This window comes from Companilactobacillus kimchii DSM 13961 = JCM 10707 (assembly GCF_001435445.1).
Taxonomy (GTDB): Bacteria; Bacillota; Bacilli; order Lactobacillales; family Lactobacillaceae; genus Companilactobacillus; species Companilactobacillus kimchii.
In genome coordinates, this window is the sequence record NZ_AZDH01000026.1 from 20039 (window position 1) to 41006 (window position 20968).

Sequence of the window (20968 nt, forward strand, 5' to 3'; positions counted from 1 at the left end):
AAATATTAAAGATTTCTTGACATAATGACAATAGATTAGTATTCTAGTCATTGTCGCAAGGTGATGAGTACAGTTCAAATGAGCTATACCATTTATAATAAATTAAACTATACCAATTAAGAAAGGCTATAATTATTATGTGTGGAATTGTCGGAGTAATTGGAAATAATAATACAACTGATATTTTATTAAATGGATTGGAAAAACTTGAATATCGTGGCTATGATTCAGCTGGTATTTACGTTAATAATCAAACAGGTAAAGACTTCTTAGTTAAAGAAGTTGGTAAAATAAGTGAATTAGAGAATGCCGTTACGAGTGATGTTCAAGGCCTAGCCGGAATCGGACATACTAGATGGGCAACACATGGAAAGCCAACAATTGAAAATGCTCATCCTCATTTCTCAGAAGATAACCGTTTTTATCTGGTACACAACGGTGTTATCACTAACTATGCTGAGCTGAAAAAAGAATATTTATCTGATTTTAAATTTGAAAGTCAAACTGATACTGAAGTAGCCGTACAATTAATCGACTATTTTGCTAAAAAAGGTATGGATGGCGAAGCAGCTTTCCGTAAAGCACTTAGTTTAATCGAAGGTTCATATGCTTTTGCTATGATTGATAAAGAAGAACCAGATCGTATCTTTGTTGCAAAAAATAAGAGTCCACTCTTAATTGGATTGGGTGATGGCTTCAATGTTATCTGTTCAGATGCTATGGCTATGCTTGATCAAACTCACGAATTCGTTGAAATTCATGATGGTGAAGTTGTTATCCTGAAGAAAGGTTCAGTTGAAATTAGTAAGATCGATGGTACTAAGGTTCAAAGAGATTCTTATACTGTAAATATTGATGAAAATGATATTTCTAAAGGTACATATGATCACTACATGTTGAAAGAAATTGACGAACAACCTAATGTTATGAGAAAGATTTCTAAGAATTATATCAATGATGATGGTTCATTAAACGTTGAACAAGATTTGTTGGATGAAATCAAACAAGCTGATCGTTTGTATATCGTCGCCGCCGGAACTAGTTATCATGCTGGTTTAGTTGGTCGCAATATTTTTGAAAAGATTGCTGACGTGCCAGTAGACGTCGAATTAGGTAGTGAATTTGGTTATCATATGCCAAAACTTTCTAAGAAGCCTTTCTTTATCTTCTTATCACAAAGTGGTGAAACAGCTGATAGTCGTCAAGTATTAGTTAAAGTTAATGAGATGAAGTTGCCAAGTCTAACAATGACAAACGTAGCTAACTCAACTCTTTCTAGAGAAGCTACTTACACAATGGAATTATTGGCTGGACCAGAAATCGCTGTTGCCTCTACAAAAGCCTATACAGCACAAATTGCTGTTGAAGCAGTTTTAGCTAAGGCTTTGGGTGAAGCTAAGGATCTTCAAATTGCTAAAGAATTTAATTTGAAAGAACAATTAGCTTTGGCCGCCAATGGTATTCAAACAATCGTTGACGAAAAAGATAAGATTAAGAAGTTAACAGCCGACTACTTAACAAATAAATCTGATGCTTTCTACATTGGTAGAGGCGTTGATTATGCTCTATCTCTTGAAGCTGCTCTTAAGTTGAAAGAAATTTCTTATATTCATGCTGAAGGTTTTGCTGCTGGAGAATTGAAACACGGAACAATTGCTTTGATTGAAAAGGATACGCCAGTCTTTGCTTACGTAAATGATGGAATTGGTGCTAGCCATACTCGCGGTAATATTCAAGAAGTTGAAGCCCGTGGAGCACATGTTTTAGTAATTGCTAGTCAAAAATATGCTGAAGCAGGGGATCAAATCATTATTCCTGAGATTGATGAATTGATTTCACCAATTATCAGCATTGTACCGGCTCAATTAATTGCCTATTATGCAAGCTTGGCACGTGGTAACGATGTCGATAAACCTCGTAACCTTGCAAAAAGTGTAACAGTAGAGTAGCCTAAATTTACATAATGGATATATAATAGTCTTCGTAATGAAGGCTATTTTTTTATTATAAAAATTATAGATTGGTGGTTTTATGAGGAATAAAAAATTAAATTTGTTCTCAACAGTAATGTTTGGGCTAAGTGCAATTATTGGTTCAGGTTGGATGTTTGGATCTAGTCAAGCGGCACAAATAGCCGGTCCAGCAGCAATTATTGCGTGGATTGTGGGAGCAGTTTTAGTAGCAATGATTGCAATGGTTTATGTCGAAATTGGGACGATGTTTCCGGAAGAGGGAGCTATGAGTCGATTTACGATGTACACTCATGGTTCGTTGTTAGGACATATTTTCTCATGGGCTAATTGGATTTCATTATTAGCTATTTTACCGATTGAAGCTGTGGCCTCGGTTCAGTACATGAGTACGTGGCCGTGGGAGTGGGCTAATTGGACGCATGGATTTATGAAGGGCGGACAACTTAGCACCCAAGGAATTATGATGGCAACAGTCATGTTGTTTATTTTTACAATTATTAATTATTGGTCAGTTACAATTATGGCTAAATTTAATAACTTTATCTCTGTATTAAAGGTAGTCGTGCCTATTATTACAATGATTGTTTTGGTTACGGCTCATTTTGATTTCAATAATATGGGGAGTTCGTTCAGTGAATTTATGCCTAATGGTACTTCATCAATTTTCGTGGCAATTGGTAGTGCCGGAATTATTTATTCATATGTGGCCTTTCAAACGGTCATTAATTTGAGCAATGATATAAAGAAACCATCAGTTAATATTAGACGAGGAATTATCTTATCATTATTGATTAGTGCTTTGATTTATATTGCATTGCAGATTGTCTTTATTGGAGCATTGCCACAGTCCGTCGTCAGCGGTGGATGGTCAAAGATCAACTTCAATTCACCATTTGCTGATTTGGCTATCTTGTTGAATATCTATTGGTTATCAACTTTGGTTTACTTTACAGCCTTCATTTCTCCAGTAGGTAGTGGAATTGCTTTTGCTTCATCTGCAAGTAAATCATTATCTTCAATGCCTAAGAATAAACATTTACCTTTATTCTTGAGCAATTCAAATAATAAATACAATTCACCACGAATAGCCTTAATGGTCGATTTTGTTGTTAGTTTTATTTTAATTTTACTATTCAAAAATTGGTCATTATTATCGCGTGTTGTTGCAGCATCAACATTGATCTCCTTGCTATCTGGTCCAGTAGTAGCGGGAAGCTTGCGTAAAATGGGTCCGGAAATGAGAAGACCAACAAAAATTAAAGGAATGAAAATTCTGGCTCCAGTTGTTTTTGATTTAATTAGTTTGGCAATTTATTGGGCTATGTTCCCAACTACGGTTGAAGTTATCGTAATCATTATTGTTGGGTTACCAATTTATTTTGTTTATGATTACCATCGTGGATTTAAAGAATTTAAACAGAAGTTGTACGCCAGTCTCTGGTTGATAGTTCATCTGTTTGGTTTATCAATTATTTCATGGATTGGTGGATCAGACTTTGGTGGAATGAATTTGATTAAGTATCCAATGGACTTTGTTGTTATCTTGATTTTCTCAACTGTAATGTATTATTGGGCAACTCATTCATTGTATTATTCTGGTTACTTCGATGATGCTAAAGAAATCAATTCGACTGTTAAGTTGGAGAATGATTAGAGTTAATGGATAATAGTTTAAAAACAAAACAAAAATGGTTCTGGGGACTGGTAGTTGCAATCGAGGCAATCCTTTTTTACAGTTCTTCAATGACCTATAAAGAACAGACCTCAGTACCATTTTTAGAAAAATATTTAGCTGGTAAACCATTTTATGGTGCCTTATCTAAAATTGGTTTTACCTACAGTGGTAAGTATCAATCCATTGAGAATGATGGTTATTTTAAGTTTGTCGAATTTTTCATTCGAAAAGGTGCCCATTTTGGGATTTACTTGTTGTTAGGAGTTTTCTTGTGTTTAGCGTTGTACGTGTATTTTAAGAAGAACTTCGTTTTGATGATTTTTATTCCTTGGATGGCAACGACTGGATTAGCAGCGTTTGATGAATTTCATCAAGGTCTAACTGGTGGTCGGACACCCTTGGTTGAGGATGTCATTTTAGATAGTACAGGTGCTTTAGTGGGAATTTTAATATTAGTTCTTGTTCTGTACTTAATTCGTCGGCATGAAATTAAAAATAAATAAAACTTTATTAACCTGTGTTTTGCGGGTTGATAAAGTTTTTTTATTTTAGAGGTAATCTGATTTTAAGAGTAATTTGGTAAGCGCTCGCAAGAATTCAACGAATAATTTAAAAATTTTTCCACAAACAGGTAATGATAATGACATAAAATCCGTCTATTAGGCGTCGCACTGGGATTTTTAGTTTTGATTAATTTAGATTTTAAAAAATTCAATTGAGTTAAAGAAAATATCTTTTTTTATGGTTTATTTAGCCTACGGATATTGAAATACCGCGATTAGTTTGATAAAATTATATGCGGTTTACAATAATCATGAAAGAAGGAAACAGAAATGTCAGGACATTCAAAATGGCATAACATCCAAGGTAGAAAAAATGCCCAAGATGCAAAACGTGGTAAAATCTTCCAAAAGCTGTCTCGTGAGTTATTCATGGCAGCTAAATCGGGTGGTGCCGATCCTAACGATAATGCTGCCCTTCGTTTAATCGTAGATAAAGCTCGTGCAGCTAATATGCCAAAGGACAACATCAAACGTGCCTTAGACAAGGCTGAAGGTGGCAGTGATGAACATTATGATGAAGTTACATACGAAGGCTACGCTCCAGGTGGAGTTGCAGTTCTAGTAGAAGCTTTAACAGATAACAAGAACAGAACTGCTTCTGCCGTACGTGTTGCATTTACCCGTAACGGAGGAAGCTTGGGCTCGAGTGGTTCAGTTGCTTACATGTTCGACCGTAAAGGTTACATTGTTTTGGACCGTACAAAGAATACTCAAGACGAAGATACTGTTTTGATGGATATCATGGACCTTGGTGCTGATGATCTACAAACATCAGATGACGCTTATGAAATCTATACTGAAGCTAAAGAATTTGCAGCCGTTCGTGATGGTTTGATCGAAAAGGGCTACGAACTTGCTGATTCAGAATTAACAATGATTCCTCAAAACACTACACCTGTTCCAGAAGAGAAAAAAGAACAATTTCAACATATGATTGATCAACTTGAAGATGATGAAGATGTTTCAGAAGTTTATACTGCTGCTGCAGATAACGATGAAGAATAAGTTCTTTAACTAAAAAGACCGTAAACATAATGTTTACGATCTTTTTTTGTCTTTAGGAATACTATCGAGGATGTCGTTAGAAGTTAGTTTATTATAGTTACTTTGTAATTTAATTAAATTCTTTTTGTATGACTGTGAATAAACAATTGCAAAGAGAGTATCCAGTAGATATTCGAAAGTGATTTGCGAAGCAAAAGTACTGACCTTAAAAATATCGTACTCGTTTTGAATGATGGAAATAGTTTGAGAGGCATATTGAATCATTTGACTATCAGGATTGCCAGTTATCAAAAGTGTAGGGACTTTCTGTTGTTTTAGAAATTTTATTAGATTTAAATAGTTAGAACTATTACCGGTATAAGAAAGAAAAATAGCTAAGTCATTTTCATCTAAATTAACGGAAGTCCATGATTCATCACTGTATTCTTCAGCGATGATGGCAAATTTATTAATCTTAATAAGTTTACTTTGAAAACCACGAGCTCGAATCTGAGTGTCACCAATTGCAAAGAGAACTAGACGTTTACTGTCCATAATTTTGGTTGCGGCAGCGCTTAGTTCTTTTTCATTTATTTGAGCCAAAGTTCTTTTTACAGCATTAATAGTTAAATCAGAAATGTTTTTGGCGATATCAACGGCTGAATCGGTTGAAGAAAAAGGAAAGTTAGCATCGACATCGTTCAATTTAGTGATGTTCTGTTGCACGTCCTTGCTGATGTCTTGGCGCATAGCTCGAAAGCCACTATAATCTAGTTTTTTGGCAAAACGAACAATGGCTGAATGGGATGTATAAGTTTTTGAAGCTAAGGTTTGAATTGCCATGGTTGAGACGGCATTAAGATTATTTTCAATGTATTTAGCGATACGTTGTTCATTATCGGTTAAATCATTAATATGAGTAATTCTATCTGAAAAAAGCATAGGCGGATCTCCTTCTAATCTGATTATACCGAATTCAGTGAACATAATGTTTATGAGATTGGTGTAATTGATACTTATCTTTGTTCATAATGATCAGTTTCAAGTCAAAAGGTTATCAATTTAGTTTTTTGCCTGTAAAGTGTGTTTATGGATAAAGGGAGGAATCAATTATGAAAAAATTGACTATCGCATATATTGGAAATGGTAAAAGTGCCAATCGTTATCATCTACCATTTTCTTTAAAATTAAAGGATCAAATTAAAGTAAAGACAATTTACGCTCGTCATATCAATCACGATGTTTGGAAAAAGATCGATGGCATTAAATATACAACTGACATAAATGATATTTATAATGATCCAGAAATTCAATTAGTAGTTTTATCAGTTCCAGCTGGAGCACATTATAAATTAGCAAAAGAAGTACTCAATCATAATAAGAATGTGCTGGTGGAAAAGCCATTTACGGAAACAGAAGCTCAGGCTAAAGAATTATTCCAATTGGCCAATGCTAAACATCTGTTGATTCAATGTTATCAAAATCGTCGTTATGATTCAGATTTCTTAACTGTTCAAAAAGTGATTGAAAGTGGAAAACTTGGGGATATCTTGGAAATTGAGTCGACTTATGACTATTTCCGTCCTTATGTTCCTGAAGGTGAAAAACAATTTTCGGTTGGCCATAGTTTTCTATATGGTCACGCTTGCCACACTTTGGACCAAATTATTTCATATTTTGGTAAAGCAGATGAGGTTCACTACGATGTTCGTCAGCTATTAGGTGAAAACCGAATGAATGATTATTTTGATATTGATATGTATTACGGAATTATGAAAGTTTCTGTTAAATCAAGTTTCTTCAGGTTGGTGTCACGTCCTAGCTTTACTGTTTATGGTAAAAAAGGAGTCTTCGTTAAACAGGATATGGATCGTCAAGAAGTTGATTTAAAGCACTTTTATATGCCAGATCATGATGATTTCGGTATCGATCGTCCAGAAGATTATGGAACTTTAACCTATTTAGATAATGATAATCAATACCATCAGGAAAAAGTTGTTTCAGAAATTGGTGATTATAGCCGAGTTTATCAAGGATTATATGATGCTATTATCAATGGCAAGCCTAAGACAGTTAAAGATGAAGAGACTATCTATCAAATTCATATGCTTGAAACGGGTATAAATCAAATTACGGAAAAGGAAGGTGATTAGGATGAAATTAGCGATATTTGGAGCTGGCATGATTGTCAAAGATTTTCTAACAATGATTCACGATCTTCCTGAAGTGGAATTAACTGCTATTATGGGAACACCAAAAGATTTACCAATTATGGAAGAATTGCAAAAAACTAATCAGATCAAGAAGATTTATACTGATGTTCAAGAGTGTTTAGCTGATCCTGAAATTGACACTGTATATGTGGCATTGCCTAACTTTTTACATTATCAATTTTCTAAAATGGCTTTGGAAGCTGGGAAAAATGTTATTTGTGAAAAGCCTTTTACATTGAATTCGGTTCAATTGGTTGAGTTGAAAAATTTAGCAGAAGCTAACGATTTAATTTTGGTTGAAGCTATTACTAATCAATACTTGTCTAATTATCAATCATTAAAACAAGCCTTGCCAGAACTAGGTTCTTTAAAGGTAATTGAATGTAATTATTCACAATACTCGCATCGTTATGACGCGTTTTTAGCCGGGAAAATTTTACCAGTCTTTGATCCTAAAAAGGGTGGCGGCGCTTTAATGGATTTGAATATTTATAATATTCATTTTGTGATTGGTTTGATGGGTGCGCCTAAAGCAGTTCATTATTATGCTAATGTAACGCGAGGAATTGATACTTCTGGTATTTTGGTACTCGATTATCCTGAAACAAAGGTGGTCTGCATTGCTGCCAAGGATTGTTCAGCTCAAGTTACTTCAACCATTCAAGGCAATAAAGGATCAATTGTAGTTGACGGACCAACGAATGTTATGAAGGATTACAGTGAACAACTAAATGGTGCTGACTTTGAACGGGTAGATAAAAAGGTTCATCCACATCGCATGTATGAAGAATTTAAGACTTTCAATCAAATGATTAAGCAACACGATATGAAGGCTGCTAAGGAAAGAATGCAACATAGTATGACCGTTATGAATGTTGTCGATGCCGCATTGAAGGATTCAGGAATTAAATTAGGTTAAAAAATACTCTCAGTAATTGTAAAAAAGATTACTGAGAGTATTTTTTTGCTTTTTTCTTCGTAATTTTTACCTGAAAGGGGGCATTTGATGACAGCCGAGTCAATGGTCAACAATTTATTAACAGAAGCATGCATTAATAAAATTTCGGATATTTATTTTTTTCCACACGATAACTTTTATCACATTGAAGCAAGTAATTCTTTTCAGAACTATACAGTAGCCGATTTAACTAATGATGAAAGTTTTGCCATTATGAATTTTTTGAAATTTAATGGAGGATTGGACGTATCAGAGCGACGTCGGTCACAGAAAGGATCATTTAACTTTAATTATCAAAATAAACGTATTTTTATCAGAATTTCCTCAGTAGGGGATTTTCAGAATCGTGAATCTATGGTCGTGAGATTAATTTATCCACAAGAATTTAACTCAATGGTGGATGAGGATTTGATTCAAAAAATCTTACCAATTGCGCAAAGGAAGGGAATGATGTTGTTTTCTGGGCCCATGGGTTCAGGTAAAACTTCTTTAATGTACACTTTGGGACGACAATTAAGTATTAATAAGAAAGTTATGTGCATTGAGGATCCGATTGAAATTGTCGAAGATAGTTTTTTACAGTTACAGGTTAACGATGATGCAGGTATGACTTATGAAGAATTAATAAAGACTAGTCTTCGCCATCGACCAGAAGTGTTGATTATAGGTGAAATTAGAGATAAGCAGACGGCACAACAAGCCATTCAAGCAGCACTTTGTGGATATACAGTTATGTCAACAATTCATGGAAAATCTAAATATTCCATTCTTCAGCGCTTGCGGCAATTTGGAATTGATGAGATTGATATCTTGAATGGTATTAATTTTATTTCCTATCAACGTTTAGTACCGACTTTTAGTGATTTGAAATTATTTATTGATACTTTAGATGCGTCACAGATTGAGAAATATATGAAAGACGAAGTTACCGACAAAAATTGGCAGACAATGTTGGAAGAGGCTTATCAAGTCGGTCGAATCAATCAGACAACTTATCAGGAATATATTTATGGGTAAAAAATTTTCAATGGCAAAAAAAGCTGAATATTTAATTTTAATTAGCAAACTTTTAAAGAATGGTTTTTCACTAAGTGATTCAATCAATTGTCTTCGTTTATTGGATGATGAGAAAAATGTATTTGATCTAGTTTATCGGGATTTGCGACAAGGAAAAATGATTTCACAATCATTGATCCATTTTAATTTACCCACGGTCATTTATAATCAATTGATTATTGCTCAGAATCACGGAAAGTTGGCTCAAGCCTTGGAACAAACGGGGACCCTTTTACAAAGTCAGTCTAAGCAGAAGAATAAGTTTAAAGAATTATTAGCTTATCCAGCTTTCATATTGATGTTTTTAATAACAATGTTAATAGGGATGAAGCTCTATATTGTTCCTCAGTTGGCTGTTGCAGGTGGTAGTCAGGAAATAGATTTATTTTTGGGATTAATTTTACTGGTTCTGTTCTTAATAGCTTTAAGTACCCTTCTTCTGGTAGCATTTCTTAGAAAAAAAGATGAGTATGTTCGGGCTCTGTTTCTTGTGAAATTACCATTTATAGGAAAAATTTATCAGAGCTTTTTCCATTTTTTGATATTGCAGGGATTAGGAATGCAATTAGCTAACGGGATGAATCTACAAAGTATTTGTGAAAATAATAACCACTTTCAGAAGGGTTCTATTCAAGAACATTTAGCGACTAAATTTATTAATAATTTGATTAGTGGGAAAAGCTTATTAACTTTGGTCGAAAAGGAACCACTATTGCCGAAACAATTACGAATCATCTTACAAGCCGGTGAAAGTGGAACGGCATTAGCACAGGATATTTTGTTGATGTCGGAATTAAAATTTGAAGAAACACAACGTAATCTAAAAAAACTGTTAGGACTAGTACAACCAATTCTATTTGCCATTATTGCGGTTGTAATTGTCGTGACTTATTTAATAGTTTTGTTACCAATTTATGGAATGATGAAAGGAATCTCATAATGAAAAAAACAAGAAAAGGTTTTACTTTAATTGAAATGGTTATCGTTTTGTTCATAATCTCGCTGTTACTTTTGATTATGATTCCAAATTTAACTAAGCAACGTGATAATGCCAATGAGAAATCAAATGAAGCGTTAAGAACTACCGTTGTTAGTCAGGCTGGATTATATTCAGAGAATCATTCGAATGATGAAATTAGTATAGATACATTAAAAAAAGACAATTATATAAGTCAGAAACAATTTGATAAATTGAATAAGGCTAATATGACTTTAAAGAAGGATGATAAAACCGGAGAATGGACACTAGTAGGCAAGGATTCACATTAATTGAGACCGTAATTAGTCTAGCTATCGTCTGCAGCTTGCTGGTTGTATCAGTGTGGAACCTCAAAGATTATCAGGCTCGTATTGAAGAAAAGGAATCTTTAGAGTGGTTTAAAAATTCGTTTAAAAACGAAATGAATTATTCTTATCTCAATCGGAAACCAGCTTATCTAAAAATTCGTGGTGATCATGTTACTTTTGGTCGGCATGCAGTTAATGGAAAAATTATCTTAAAGAAGAAGATTTTTCCAAAAAGTTTGAGAAATACTAACGGTCCGATTGATTACTTTATTGGAAAATCTGGTCAATCAGCTCCTAAGACAATTATTTTTGAATCTAAATTGACACATCGTAAGTATGAGTATCGAATTCAAATGGGATGGGGTGAAATCATTGAAGAGACACAGCGGATTTATCCTAGTTGAGGCATTAACTTCTCTAACGATCTCCTTGACAATTATTTTTATGCTATCTCTCTGTGTCAGTGAACAATTCAAATTGATCAATCAGTGGGAACAGAGGGTTAACGCTCATAAAATAATATTGTTACATTTGGAAAATTCGCATATGCCTAATAAAGTAACAATAAAGAATCGAATTTATTATTATCAAAAGATTGGAAATACATATCAGGTTAGGGTAAATAATTATGTCTATCAAGTTAAGAGCTAGAAGAAGGGGCTTTGTTCTGTATGAATCAATTTTGGCTTTGATGATAACTTTGATGACTTTAGGAATTTTACAACAATCATTGTTAATAATGCGTACAGTACAGCACACTACTTTTAAAGATCAGTTACGTTGGCATGTAACTCAGGAAAACATTCAGAGTGAAATGGATCATGCCTTAAAAATAGATGAAGTGAAAGACAATCATATATCCTACACAAAACCGGAGTGGCTTAATGATAAGCACCCGGCTTTTGTTTTTAATATCTTTGGCAAAGGGGATAATAAAATGTTACGATATAAGACCGTTGTCAGTGGTGGACATGAGCCTATTTTAGTAAATCAGAAGGAAATTAAGATTGAAAAAATCTCAAATTTAGTTATCATAACAACAGTGAATAAAGCCGGTGAAAAATCTGAAATGTACTTAACGTTGAATGAACAGAAAATGTAAAAGGCGCGGTGCGGTTTTATTAAATAGTATTTTAATATTATCGGTCGCAATTTTAATTGTAGGATATACTAGTAATTTGATTGGCGAACAAATCTCGGGATACCGGCGTTTAGATGAGATTTATGAGCAACAAATTAACAAGAAAATTAATAAAAGTAATAAAATAGACTATTGTGAATTGACGAATCCTTGAATAAAATCGTTTTCAACGTTAAAATTTTAATTATTAAGCAAAGAGGTTAACCATGTCAGAAAAAGATATGCAAACATATTTTGATAAGATGAATCAAGCTAATTCTTTATTAAAGGAGTCCTTAAGAGTTAACAACATTGAATCACTTGCCGAAACATTGACAGATATTTCTGATGGCAGTGTTTATGTCGAGAACGGTGTTCCTGACAAAGATACTGTCTCTAAATTAGAAAATATCTACGCAGAGATGAAGAAATTAAATCTAACTCCACTGCAACTTAAGCAAGCGATTACAGTGTCAATTATCAAAGCTCAAAAAGATGATAAGGCTGAAGTTAATAAGTTAATGACTCCTGATGCGATTGGTTTGATAACTAGCTTAATTGCTTATGAGGTACTAAATGTTCAAAATAAGAAAGACGTGAACATAGTCGATCCAACTGTTGGAACAGGTAACTTGCTGATTGAAGTTATTGAACAATTGAATATGACTGACAAATTCAATATCAATGCTGCGGCACTTGATAATGACGATGCGTTAGTTTCTTTAACAAAATCATTTAGTGAAGTAATGAATCTTAATTTAGATGCTTATCATCAAGATAGTGTTGCGGATTGGGATATTACTGATATTGATTTGGCAGTAGCTGATTTACCAGTTGGCTATTATCCAATTGATGACAATGCCAAGAATTTCAAGACAAAATCAGACAAGGGACATTCTTATGCTCACCATTTGTTGATTGAACAAACTATGAATAATTTAAATGACGGTGGAATCGGTATATTCATTGTACCTTCACAGATTTTCCAAACTGATCAAGCAAAGAAATTATCTGAATGGATGGTTTCAAGTGTTTATCTACAAGCTGTTTTAGATTTGCCAACAAGCTTATTTGCATCAAAAGAAGCACAAAAGGCAGTCGTAGTTTTACAAAAACATGGCGGCAATGCTAAGCAAGTGGAAAATGTTTTGATGGGCACAATACCAGATACCAATAACCCTAAGTTGTTTGAGGGATTTAAGGACCAGTTGCAAGGCTGGGCAAAAAATTTTAAAGGTTAGGTGAGATTAAATGTCTAAAATCATGGCCGTTAATTCTGGTAGCTCTACATTAAAATGGAAACTATATACAGTACCTGATGAGAAGGTTATCGCCAAGGGAATGGTAGATCGTTTGGGATTACCAGATTCAGTCTTTGAAGTTGAATATAATGGCAAGAAGATCAGTGAATTGGGAGATATTCCTGATCACACAACAGCTGTTAATATGATGCTTGATAAATTGATTGAATTAAAAATTATCAAGAGTTATGACGAGATTACTGGAGTGGGTCACCGTGTTGTTGCTGGTGGTAGTATCTTTAAAGACTCAGCTATCGTAACTCCACGTGTGATTCAACAGATCAGAAATCTTTCTGAATATGCTCCATTACATAATCCTGGTCAAGCAACTGGAATTGAAGCATTTGAAAAGATTTTGCCAAATGTTCCTCAAGTAGCAGTCTTTGATACTTCATTCCATCAAACGATGGATCCAGTCAATTACTTGTATAGTATTCCTTATGAGTACTATGAAAAATACGGGGTCCGTAAATTTGGTGCCCATGGTACAAGCCATCGTTATGTATCACAAGCAGCGGCCAATTATTTACAAAGACCATTAGCCGATCTTAAAATTATTTCTGCTCATCTTGGAAGTGGTGCTTCAATTGATGCAATTGAAGACGGTAAATCAGTCGATACATCTATGGGATTCACTCCTTTAGCTGGTATTACTATGAGTACACGTTCTGGGGATGTTGATCCTTCATTGGTTGCTTATTTAATGCAAAAGATGAAGATTACTGATCCTGATGAAATGGTAAAAATTTTGAATACTAAATCTGGTTTGTTAGGACTTTCAGGCGTATCACCAGATATGCGTGATTTGTTAGCAACAAAAGATGAGAATCATCGCTCTGATTTAGCTATCAAGATTTTTGTCAATCGGATTGTTAAGTATATTGGTTCATATATTGCCTTGTTGGGTGGAGCTGATGTCTTGATCTTTACTGCAGGCGTTGGTGCTGGTAGTGCTGAAATTCGTGAGGACATTGTAAACCACTTTAATTATCGTGGTATAAGAATTGATAAAGAAGCTAATGAAAACGGCAAGGGAATTCGTCGTATCAGTACAAAAGATTCAACCACTGATGTTTTGGTTGTACCAACTGACGAGGAATTGATGATAGTTCGTGATGTAGTTAGATTAATAAAATATAGTGATTAAAAATCAAGGAATCAAAACAAATTTAAATTGTTTTGATTCCTTTTTTAGTGTTAAAAATTAGATTAAAAATGTTGTTAATAATGCAATGTAAGCCTTTACTTTTTTATTTTTACTGTTATATTAAGGGTGTATAGAAAAGAGCAAATTTGGAATGGAGGTTCATGATATGACAAGAAAAGCCTACATGATTGGTACAGGTGTTGGTAATTTAGCTGCTGCTATTTATTTGATTCGTGATGGGGGATTTAATGGCGATCAAATTACAATGATGGGTCTAGAAGACCATGGTGCAAATGATGGTGCTGCAGTTAAGGACTATGAAACAGAGTATGGTAACCAAGCTTTATCGAACAGCAAAGGATTCCTAGCAAAAGGTGGAAGAATGTTAAACGAAGAAACATTTGAAAATCTTTGGGATGTATTGCGTTCAGTACCTTCATTGGATCATCCTGGACAAACAGTTACAGATGATATTTTGAATTTTGATCACGCTCATCCAACACATGATGTTGGACGCTTGATTGATAGCGATGGTCCACGTGTAAAACCAAATAAAGACAATTACAGACATATGCAATTTGATAATAAAGATCGTTATCTATTGTCTAAATTGATGTTGATGCCTGAAAAGGATGAGGAAAAACTAAATAACATTAGTATTGCTGAATGGTTTGCAAGCAGTCCACACTTCTTTACGACAAACTTCTGGTACATGTGGCAAACAACATTTGCTTTCAAACGTGCTAGTTCAGCTGTTGAGTTACGTCGTTACATGAATCGTATGATTCTTGAATTCAGTCGTATCAATACACTAGAAGGTGTTACAAGAAGTCCATATAATCAATTTGAAAGTATTATTCTACCAATGCGTAAATATTTGGAAGACCGTGGCGTAACCTTTATTAATAACCGTAAGGTTACTGACTTGGAATTCAAAGATACACCACTTCAAGATGATATTATCGTTACTGGACTCAAGTATGAAGAAGTCGACAATGACAATAAAGAAGGACACATTGATATTGCTGAAAATGACTTAGTCTTTGATACCAATGGTTCAATTACTGATAGTTCAGCACTCGGTGATTTCAATACACCATTCAAAGAAAATATGGATTATGCACCTAGTGCAGCACTTTGGAAGAAAGCTGCTGAGAAGTTCTATTCACTAGGTAATCCTGATAAATTCTTTGGAGATCGTACACAAAGTGAGTGGGTCAGTTTTACAGTTACAACTAACAGTCACTTCTTGGTAAATGAAATTTCACGTATTACACAACAAGAGCCAGGAAATGCTTTGAACACATGGATCAACAGTACACCATTGTTGTCAATCGTTGTTCATCATCAACCACACTTCAAGGCACAAAAGCCTAATGAGTCAACATTCTGGGGTTACTTCATGTATCCAAGAAGAAATGGTGATTATGTACAAAAGCCTGTAATGGAAATGACAGGTAAGGAAATGCTAGAAGAATTGCTAGGACACTTAGCAGAAGTAGATCCAAGCAAAGACAATATCAAGAACCATACACAAGAAATTATGGACAGTATTGTCAATGTAATTCCTGTTCACTTACCATATGCAAGTGCAATGTTCAATCAAAGAGCCGTCGGAGATCGTCCAGATGTAGTTCCAAAGAACAGTAAGAACTTGGCCTTCATCAGTCAATTCTGTGAGCAACCATTTGATATGGTCTTTACAGAGCAATATTCATTCCGTGCAGCACAACGTGCCGTATACACATTGTTGAATATTCCATTGTCAGAAATGACTCCAATGCATCATTATGAGAAAGATCCAAAGGTAATGGCACGCGCAACTAAGACCATGTTCAGATAATAGAGAGGGTGGAGCAAGGACGTATAGCCTCCGAGGATTTGCCTAAGTGCTGGAATCGCACGCGTACTATGCGGGCAATTCTAGTACTGTAGCAAACCACAGGAGGTTGCCCTTGCGCAACCCGTTTAGGTAGCATACTTGAGAAAAATAATAGAGAAGATTGGTTGTTAGGATTTGAAGTATGGTTATTAGAAATTAGAAGGAAAACTATTGAGAATAGAATAGACCAAATCTCTGTAATACAAAATGTATTCAAAAGTTGAAAACCTAAATGGAAAACCCTATCCTAAGGGAGGTTGATGCCTATAATCAATTTATATTTGAAACAAGCAAAATTTAACATCAAACGACAAAACATCTCATTAAAAAAGATAAAGAGTTTCACAAGCAAGAGCTGAATTTCGATTCGGCTCTTTTTTTGTGAACTGAGAAGCGACCTAGAACAAGCGTTTTGATGAGATTGTGAAGAAATATTCACAATTGAAATAAGATGTGAAATAATTTTTTGGGAGCTATTTGAAACACAGGTGTTGATATATCAACGTGAAAACGTTTACTTGAACTTTTTAAATGAAATAACTTGAACATTGATTGTACAGTGATAAGATAAAACGTGAATTAGTTAACAAATATATTGATTTTTAAATCTTGGAGGTAATCAGATGTTGAAAGGTTCCAAAGATACAAAGGCTTCTACAAAATCAGATGAAAAAGAAGACGTAAAACCTGTTATTGATGCTATGGTTGCCAAGGCTCATAAAGCTTTGGATATCATGGACGGTTTTACTCAAAAACAAGTTGACCATATTGTTCACCAAATGGCCATTGCTGGATTGAATGCTAGTTTTGAATTGGCTAAGTTAGCCTATAAAGAAACTGGCCGTGGAATGGTTGAAGATAAAGTTATTAAAAATATGTATGCTACAGAAGAGATTTGGCACTCAATCAAACGTGACAAGACTGTTGGTATTATTGAAGACGATAAAGAACATCGTTTGATCAAAGTCGCTGAACCACTTGGTGTTTTAGCAGGTGTTACACCCGTTACTAACCCAACTTCAACTGCAATGTTTAAGTCATTGATTGCCATGAAAACACGTAATCCAATTATCTTTGGTTTCCATCCCCAAGCTCAAAATTGTTCTGTTGCCGCTGCTAAGGTTATGTTAAAAGCTGCCGTTGATGCTGGTGCCCCAGAAGGTGTCATCCAATGGATCGAAAAGCCAAGTATTGAAGCAACATCATACTTGATGAATAACGAAGGAGTTGCCAGTGTTCTTGCTACTGGCGGTCCTGGTATGGTTAAGGCTGCTTATTCAACTGGTAAACCTGCTTTGGGTGTTGGTCCTGGTAATGGTCCTGCATACATCGAAAAAACTGCTAACATCAAACGTGCCGTTAATGATATTGTTCTATCAAAGACATTTGATAATGGTATGGTTTGTGCTTCTGAAAATAGTGCCATCGTTGATGCTGATATTTATGACGAAGTTAAATCTCTATTTGAAAAGAATAAAATTTATTTCATTAAGAAATCAGACTATAAGAAGTTAGCTGATACAATGTTTAGACCAGAGGGTGGAGTTAAAGGTCCTATCGCTGGTAAATCAGCTATTGAAATTGCTAAGTTAGCTGGTATTAAGGTTCCTGCTGATACTAAGGTACTTGGTGTTGAACTTTCAAAGGTTGGTCCAGATGAACCACTTTCAGCCGAAAAACTTTCACCTGTTCTATCAGTTTATAAAGTTGCTGGACACAAGGAAGGCTTCGAAAAAGCTGATGAATTGTTACACTTTGGTGGTTTAGGCCACACAGTTGGTATTCACACAATGGATGAAGATTTAGCTACAGAATTTGGTATTAAGATGAAGGCTAGCCGTGTCTTGGTAAATACACCTGCTGCTATTGGTGGTATTGGTAATCTTTACAATGAAATGATCCCATCACTTACTCTTGGTACTGGTTCATGGGGGAAGAATTCCATTTCTCATAATGTATCTTCATTTGATTTGCTTAACATTAAGACAATCGCAAAACGGAGAAATAATATGCAATGGATTAAACAACCAAGAGTTTACTTTGAAAAGACTTCAGTTCGTTATCTAGAAGATCTTGAGGGTATGAAGAGAGCCTTTATTGTTTGTGATCCTGTCATGGTACAACTTGGTTTTGTTGATACAATTACTGATGAATTGAAACGTAGCAAGTTCCACGTTGAATATTCAATGTTCTCCGACGTTGATAATATCGTAACAACAGATGTTGTAAAACGTGGTGTCACACAAATGAATTTATTCAAGCCTGATACAATTATTGCATTAGGTGGTGGTACAACGATGGATACAGCCAAAGATATGTGGTTGTTCTACGAGCATCCTGATGTTGATCTCTTTGGTGCAAAACAAGGATTCATTGATATCAGAAAACGTGCCTACAAGTTCCCTAAGCCTGAAAAAGCACAATTTGTTGCTATCCCAACAACATATGGAACTGGTGCCGAAGTTACACCATTTAGTTCTATTATTGATACACAAACAGGAACAAAGTACCCAATCGCCGATTATGCTTTAACACCTGATGTTGCTATCATTGATTCACAATTTGTTGAAACAATGCCAAAAGACATCATTGCTGAATCAGGTATGGATGTTTTGAATAATGCTATTGAATCATATGTAGCCAACATGGCCTCGGATTATACAAGACCATATGCATTACAAGCTATTAAATTAGTCTTTGATAACTTAGAAAAAGCAGCTGCTGGTGATAAGGATGCGCAAGAAGAAATGCATAATGCTTCGACACTTGCAGGTATGTCATTTGGTAATGCCTTTGCTGGTGTTGGTCATTCAATCACAGATGCTCTAACAAACGTTTATGGTATCAGACATGGATTGGCTTCAATCATTGCTTTACCACAAGTGATCAATTACAACTTCGAACAACCTACAAAGATTACTATGTGGCCTAAGTATGAGAGTTTTAGAGCAGATTCAGATTATGCTGCTATTGCTAGATATATTGGCTTGTCAGGTAAAGATGATAGAGCTTTGAAAGATGCTTTGGTCAAGAAGATCATTGATCTTGCACATGGACTTGGTATTAAATTGAGTCTTAAAGACAACTATATTAATAAGAAGGAATTTGACGAAAATGTTGATGCATTATCAGAAGCAGCATTTGGAGATCAATTCTCATTCACAAATCCTAAAGAACCATTAATTTCAGAATTGAAACAAATCCTTGAAGACATGTACGTTGGTAAAGGAATCGAAAAATAATAAGTTGAGAATGAATTAAAACGGATTCTCAAGCACTACAAAAATAGTCCCAATAACTTGATCGTGAGTTATTGGGACTATTTTTGTATATTAACCGATATTATTTTTAATCCAGAATATTTTAAAAGCCTATGTTATAGCTGCTGAGTAAGATAAATTTTATCAAAAATGTTTACTTTTTCTTGTGTCGAGAAAAACGTTTCCCATGCTATAATTCCTTCGCGTTAGATAAATCTGTTTTCTTTACGCAAATGGATGGGGGTAGTTAATTGATGATTTCTTTAAAGAATAAAAGAAGTGTCAATTTGAAAATTAATAAAGAGCAGTGGAGTTGGATCATGTATGATTGGGCTAATTCTGCTTATGGGATAATTGTTACGACAGCTGTTTTACCAGTTTATTTTAAGTCGATGGCTTCAGCTAATCATGTTTCGGCAGCTAGTTCTACAGCGTACTGGGGATATGCTAATAGCTTTAGTACGCTGTTAGTATCGTTATTAGCTCCGTTTCTGGGTGCATTAGCAGATTATCCTCACTTCAAAAAACGCTTGTTAAGTATGTTTTGCTGGTTAGGAATAGTGATGACAGTAGGATTAGTTTTTGTCCCTGCCTCACAGTGGCGTTTGTTATTATTAGTTTATGTTCTGTCAGCGATTGGTTACTCAGTAAGTAATCTTTTCTACGATAGCTTTTTGACTGATGTGGCTAATGATGAGCAAATGAATAAAATATCGACTTACGGTTATGCTTATGGCTATCTGGGTGGAGTAATTGCCTTTATACTGTTTCTTGTTTTGGAATTAACTAGTGGTTTTGGAAAATTAGATGGAACAGGAATAGCTCATTGGAGCTTTGTGATCGCAGCACTTTGGTGGTTGGTATTTTATCTACCGCTACAAAGGAATGTTACTCAAAAATACTCTGTAAAATCAACAACATCTCCTTTGAAAGGAAGTTTTAAACGAGTCTTTCAAACTATTAAACACATTAAACAGTATAAGCAAGTAGCTTGGTTCTTAGTGGCTTATTTCTTCTATATAGATGGAGTCGATACTATCTTTACAATGGCAACCGCTATTGGGATGGATATCGGTATAAAAACGTCCGAATTAATGATTGTTATGTTAGTCGTACAATTAATTGCAGTACCGTTTTCAATTCTATTTGGTTGGCTTGCTGATAAAACTTCTACTAGAAAGGGTATCCTGTTAGGAATTGTAGTTTACCTTTTAATTTGTCTGTATGCTTTAAATCTAAAATCTAGTTTTGATTTCTGGGTCTTAGCTATTTTGGTAGGTACTAGTCAAGGTGGTTTGCAAGCTTTGAGCAGATCTTACTTTGGAAAAATTATCCCTAAAGAATCAGGTAGTGAGTTCTATGGTTTTTACAATATCTTAGGAAAATTCTCAGCAGTTATGGGTCCATTTATTGTAGCAATTGTTACACAACTAACTGGTAAATCGACTATTGGAGCAGCTTCATTAAGTGCATTGTTCTTAGTTGGATTAGTTATTTTTGCTATTTTGCCTAAGATGGTGAAGAACGCTAAATAAAAAAGGCTGAAATT

Annotated in this window: 17 protein-coding genes; 16 read left to right on the plus strand and 1 reads right to left on the minus strand. The window is 34.7% G+C overall.

What is annotated here, in order from left to right:
- Positions 1 to 137: 137 nt before the first annotated feature.
- The 4 genes from glmS (at position 138) to FC97_RS11025 (ending at position 5216) form a co-directional block, all read left to right on the plus strand.
- Positions 138 to 1949, plus strand: a complete 1812-nt coding sequence (gene glmS, locus FC97_RS11010; protein ID WP_054643319.1) for a glutamine--fructose-6-phosphate transaminase (isomerizing) — start codon at positions 138 to 140, stop codon at positions 1947 to 1949.
- 82 nt (positions 1950 to 2031) lie between these two features.
- A complete protein-coding gene (locus tag FC97_RS11015; RefSeq protein WP_054643318.1) occupies positions 2032 to 3627 on the plus strand; it encodes an APC family permease in 1596 nt (531 codons plus the stop codon).
- 5 nt (positions 3628 to 3632) lie between these two features.
- Positions 3633 to 4151, plus strand: a complete 519-nt coding sequence (locus FC97_RS11020; protein ID WP_054643317.1) for a VanZ family protein — start codon at positions 3633 to 3635, stop codon at positions 4149 to 4151.
- Positions 4152 to 4481: 330 nt separating this feature from the next.
- Positions 4482 to 5216, plus strand: a complete 735-nt coding sequence (locus tag FC97_RS11025) for a YebC/PmpR family DNA-binding transcriptional regulator (RefSeq protein WP_054643316.1) — start codon at positions 4482 to 4484, stop codon at positions 5214 to 5216.
- Between the two features lie 33 nt (positions 5217 to 5249).
- Here the strand turns inward: FC97_RS11025 and FC97_RS11030 are convergent, their stop codons facing one another.
- Positions 5250 to 6137: a MurR/RpiR family transcriptional regulator gene (locus tag FC97_RS11030; RefSeq protein WP_054643315.1), complete on the minus strand. Its 888-nt coding sequence runs from the start codon at positions 6135 to 6137 to the stop codon at positions 5250 to 5252.
- 170 nt (positions 6138 to 6307) lie between these two features.
- Here FC97_RS11030 and FC97_RS11035 point away from each other — a divergent pair, with 170 nt between their 5' ends.
- The 12 genes from FC97_RS11035 to FC97_RS11090 all read left to right on the plus strand — a co-directional run bounded on the left by FC97_RS11035 (position 6308) and on the right by FC97_RS11090 (position 20954).
- Positions 6308 to 7348 (plus strand): Gfo/Idh/MocA family oxidoreductase, encoded by a 1041-nt coding sequence (locus FC97_RS11035; protein WP_054643314.1) that lies wholly within the window; start codon positions 6308 to 6310, stop codon positions 7346 to 7348.
- Between the two features lies 1 nt (position 7349).
- Positions 7350 to 8327 (plus strand): Gfo/Idh/MocA family protein, encoded by a 978-nt coding sequence (locus FC97_RS11040; RefSeq protein ID WP_054643313.1) that lies wholly within the window; start codon positions 7350 to 7352, stop codon positions 8325 to 8327.
- Positions 8328 to 8414: 87 nt separating this feature from the next.
- Entirely contained in the window at positions 8415 to 9383 is a 969-nt protein-coding gene (comGA, locus tag FC97_RS11045; protein WP_054643312.1) for a competence type IV pilus ATPase ComGA, read from the plus strand.
- A 10-nt stretch (positions 9384 to 9393) separates the two neighbouring features.
- Positions 9394 to 10362: a type II secretion system F family protein gene (locus FC97_RS11050; RefSeq protein ID WP_235628563.1), complete on the plus strand. Its 969-nt coding sequence runs from the start codon at positions 9394 to 9396 to the stop codon at positions 10360 to 10362.
- Complete coding sequence (comGC, locus tag FC97_RS11055) at positions 10362 to 10691, plus strand: competence type IV pilus major pilin ComGC (protein ID WP_054643310.1); 330 nt, start codon at positions 10362 to 10364, stop codon at positions 10689 to 10691. Before FC97_RS11050 ends, comGC begins: the two co-directional genes overlap by 1 nt.
- A complete protein-coding gene (locus tag FC97_RS11060) occupies positions 10661 to 11113 on the plus strand; it encodes a type II secretion system protein (protein ID WP_054643309.1) in 453 nt (150 codons plus the stop codon). The genes comGC and FC97_RS11060 overlap by 31 nt, the downstream gene beginning before the upstream one ends.
- A gap of 224 nt (positions 11114 to 11337) precedes the next feature.
- Positions 11338 to 11811, plus strand: coding sequence for a ComGF family competence protein (locus tag FC97_RS11065; RefSeq protein ID WP_054643308.1), 474 nt, complete (start codon positions 11338 to 11340; stop codon positions 11809 to 11811).
- 245 nt (positions 11812 to 12056) lie between these two features.
- Positions 12057 to 13070: a class I SAM-dependent methyltransferase gene (locus FC97_RS11070; RefSeq protein ID WP_054643307.1), complete on the plus strand. Its 1014-nt coding sequence runs from the start codon at positions 12057 to 12059 to the stop codon at positions 13068 to 13070.
- A gap of 10 nt (positions 13071 to 13080) precedes the next feature.
- Positions 13081 to 14277 carry an acetate/propionate family kinase gene (locus FC97_RS11075; RefSeq protein WP_054643306.1) on the plus strand — a complete coding sequence of 399 codons (1197 nt, stop codon included), beginning with the start codon at positions 13081 to 13083 and terminating at the stop codon, positions 14275 to 14277.
- A 166-nt stretch (positions 14278 to 14443) separates the two neighbouring features.
- Positions 14444 to 16120: an oleate hydratase gene (locus tag FC97_RS11080; protein WP_054643305.1), complete on the plus strand. Its 1677-nt coding sequence runs from the start codon at positions 14444 to 14446 to the stop codon at positions 16118 to 16120.
- A 662-nt stretch (positions 16121 to 16782) separates the two neighbouring features.
- The gene (gene adhE / locus FC97_RS11085) at positions 16783 to 19401 is read left to right on the plus strand and encodes a bifunctional acetaldehyde-CoA/alcohol dehydrogenase (RefSeq protein ID WP_056968231.1); all 2619 of its coding nucleotides are present in this window, start codon (positions 16783 to 16785) and stop codon (positions 19399 to 19401) included.
- A gap of 305 nt (positions 19402 to 19706) precedes the next feature.
- Positions 19707 to 20954 (plus strand): MFS transporter, encoded by a 1248-nt coding sequence (locus tag FC97_RS11090; RefSeq protein WP_054643337.1) that lies wholly within the window; start codon positions 19707 to 19709, stop codon positions 20952 to 20954.
- Positions 20955 to 20968: the final 14 nt, after the last annotated feature.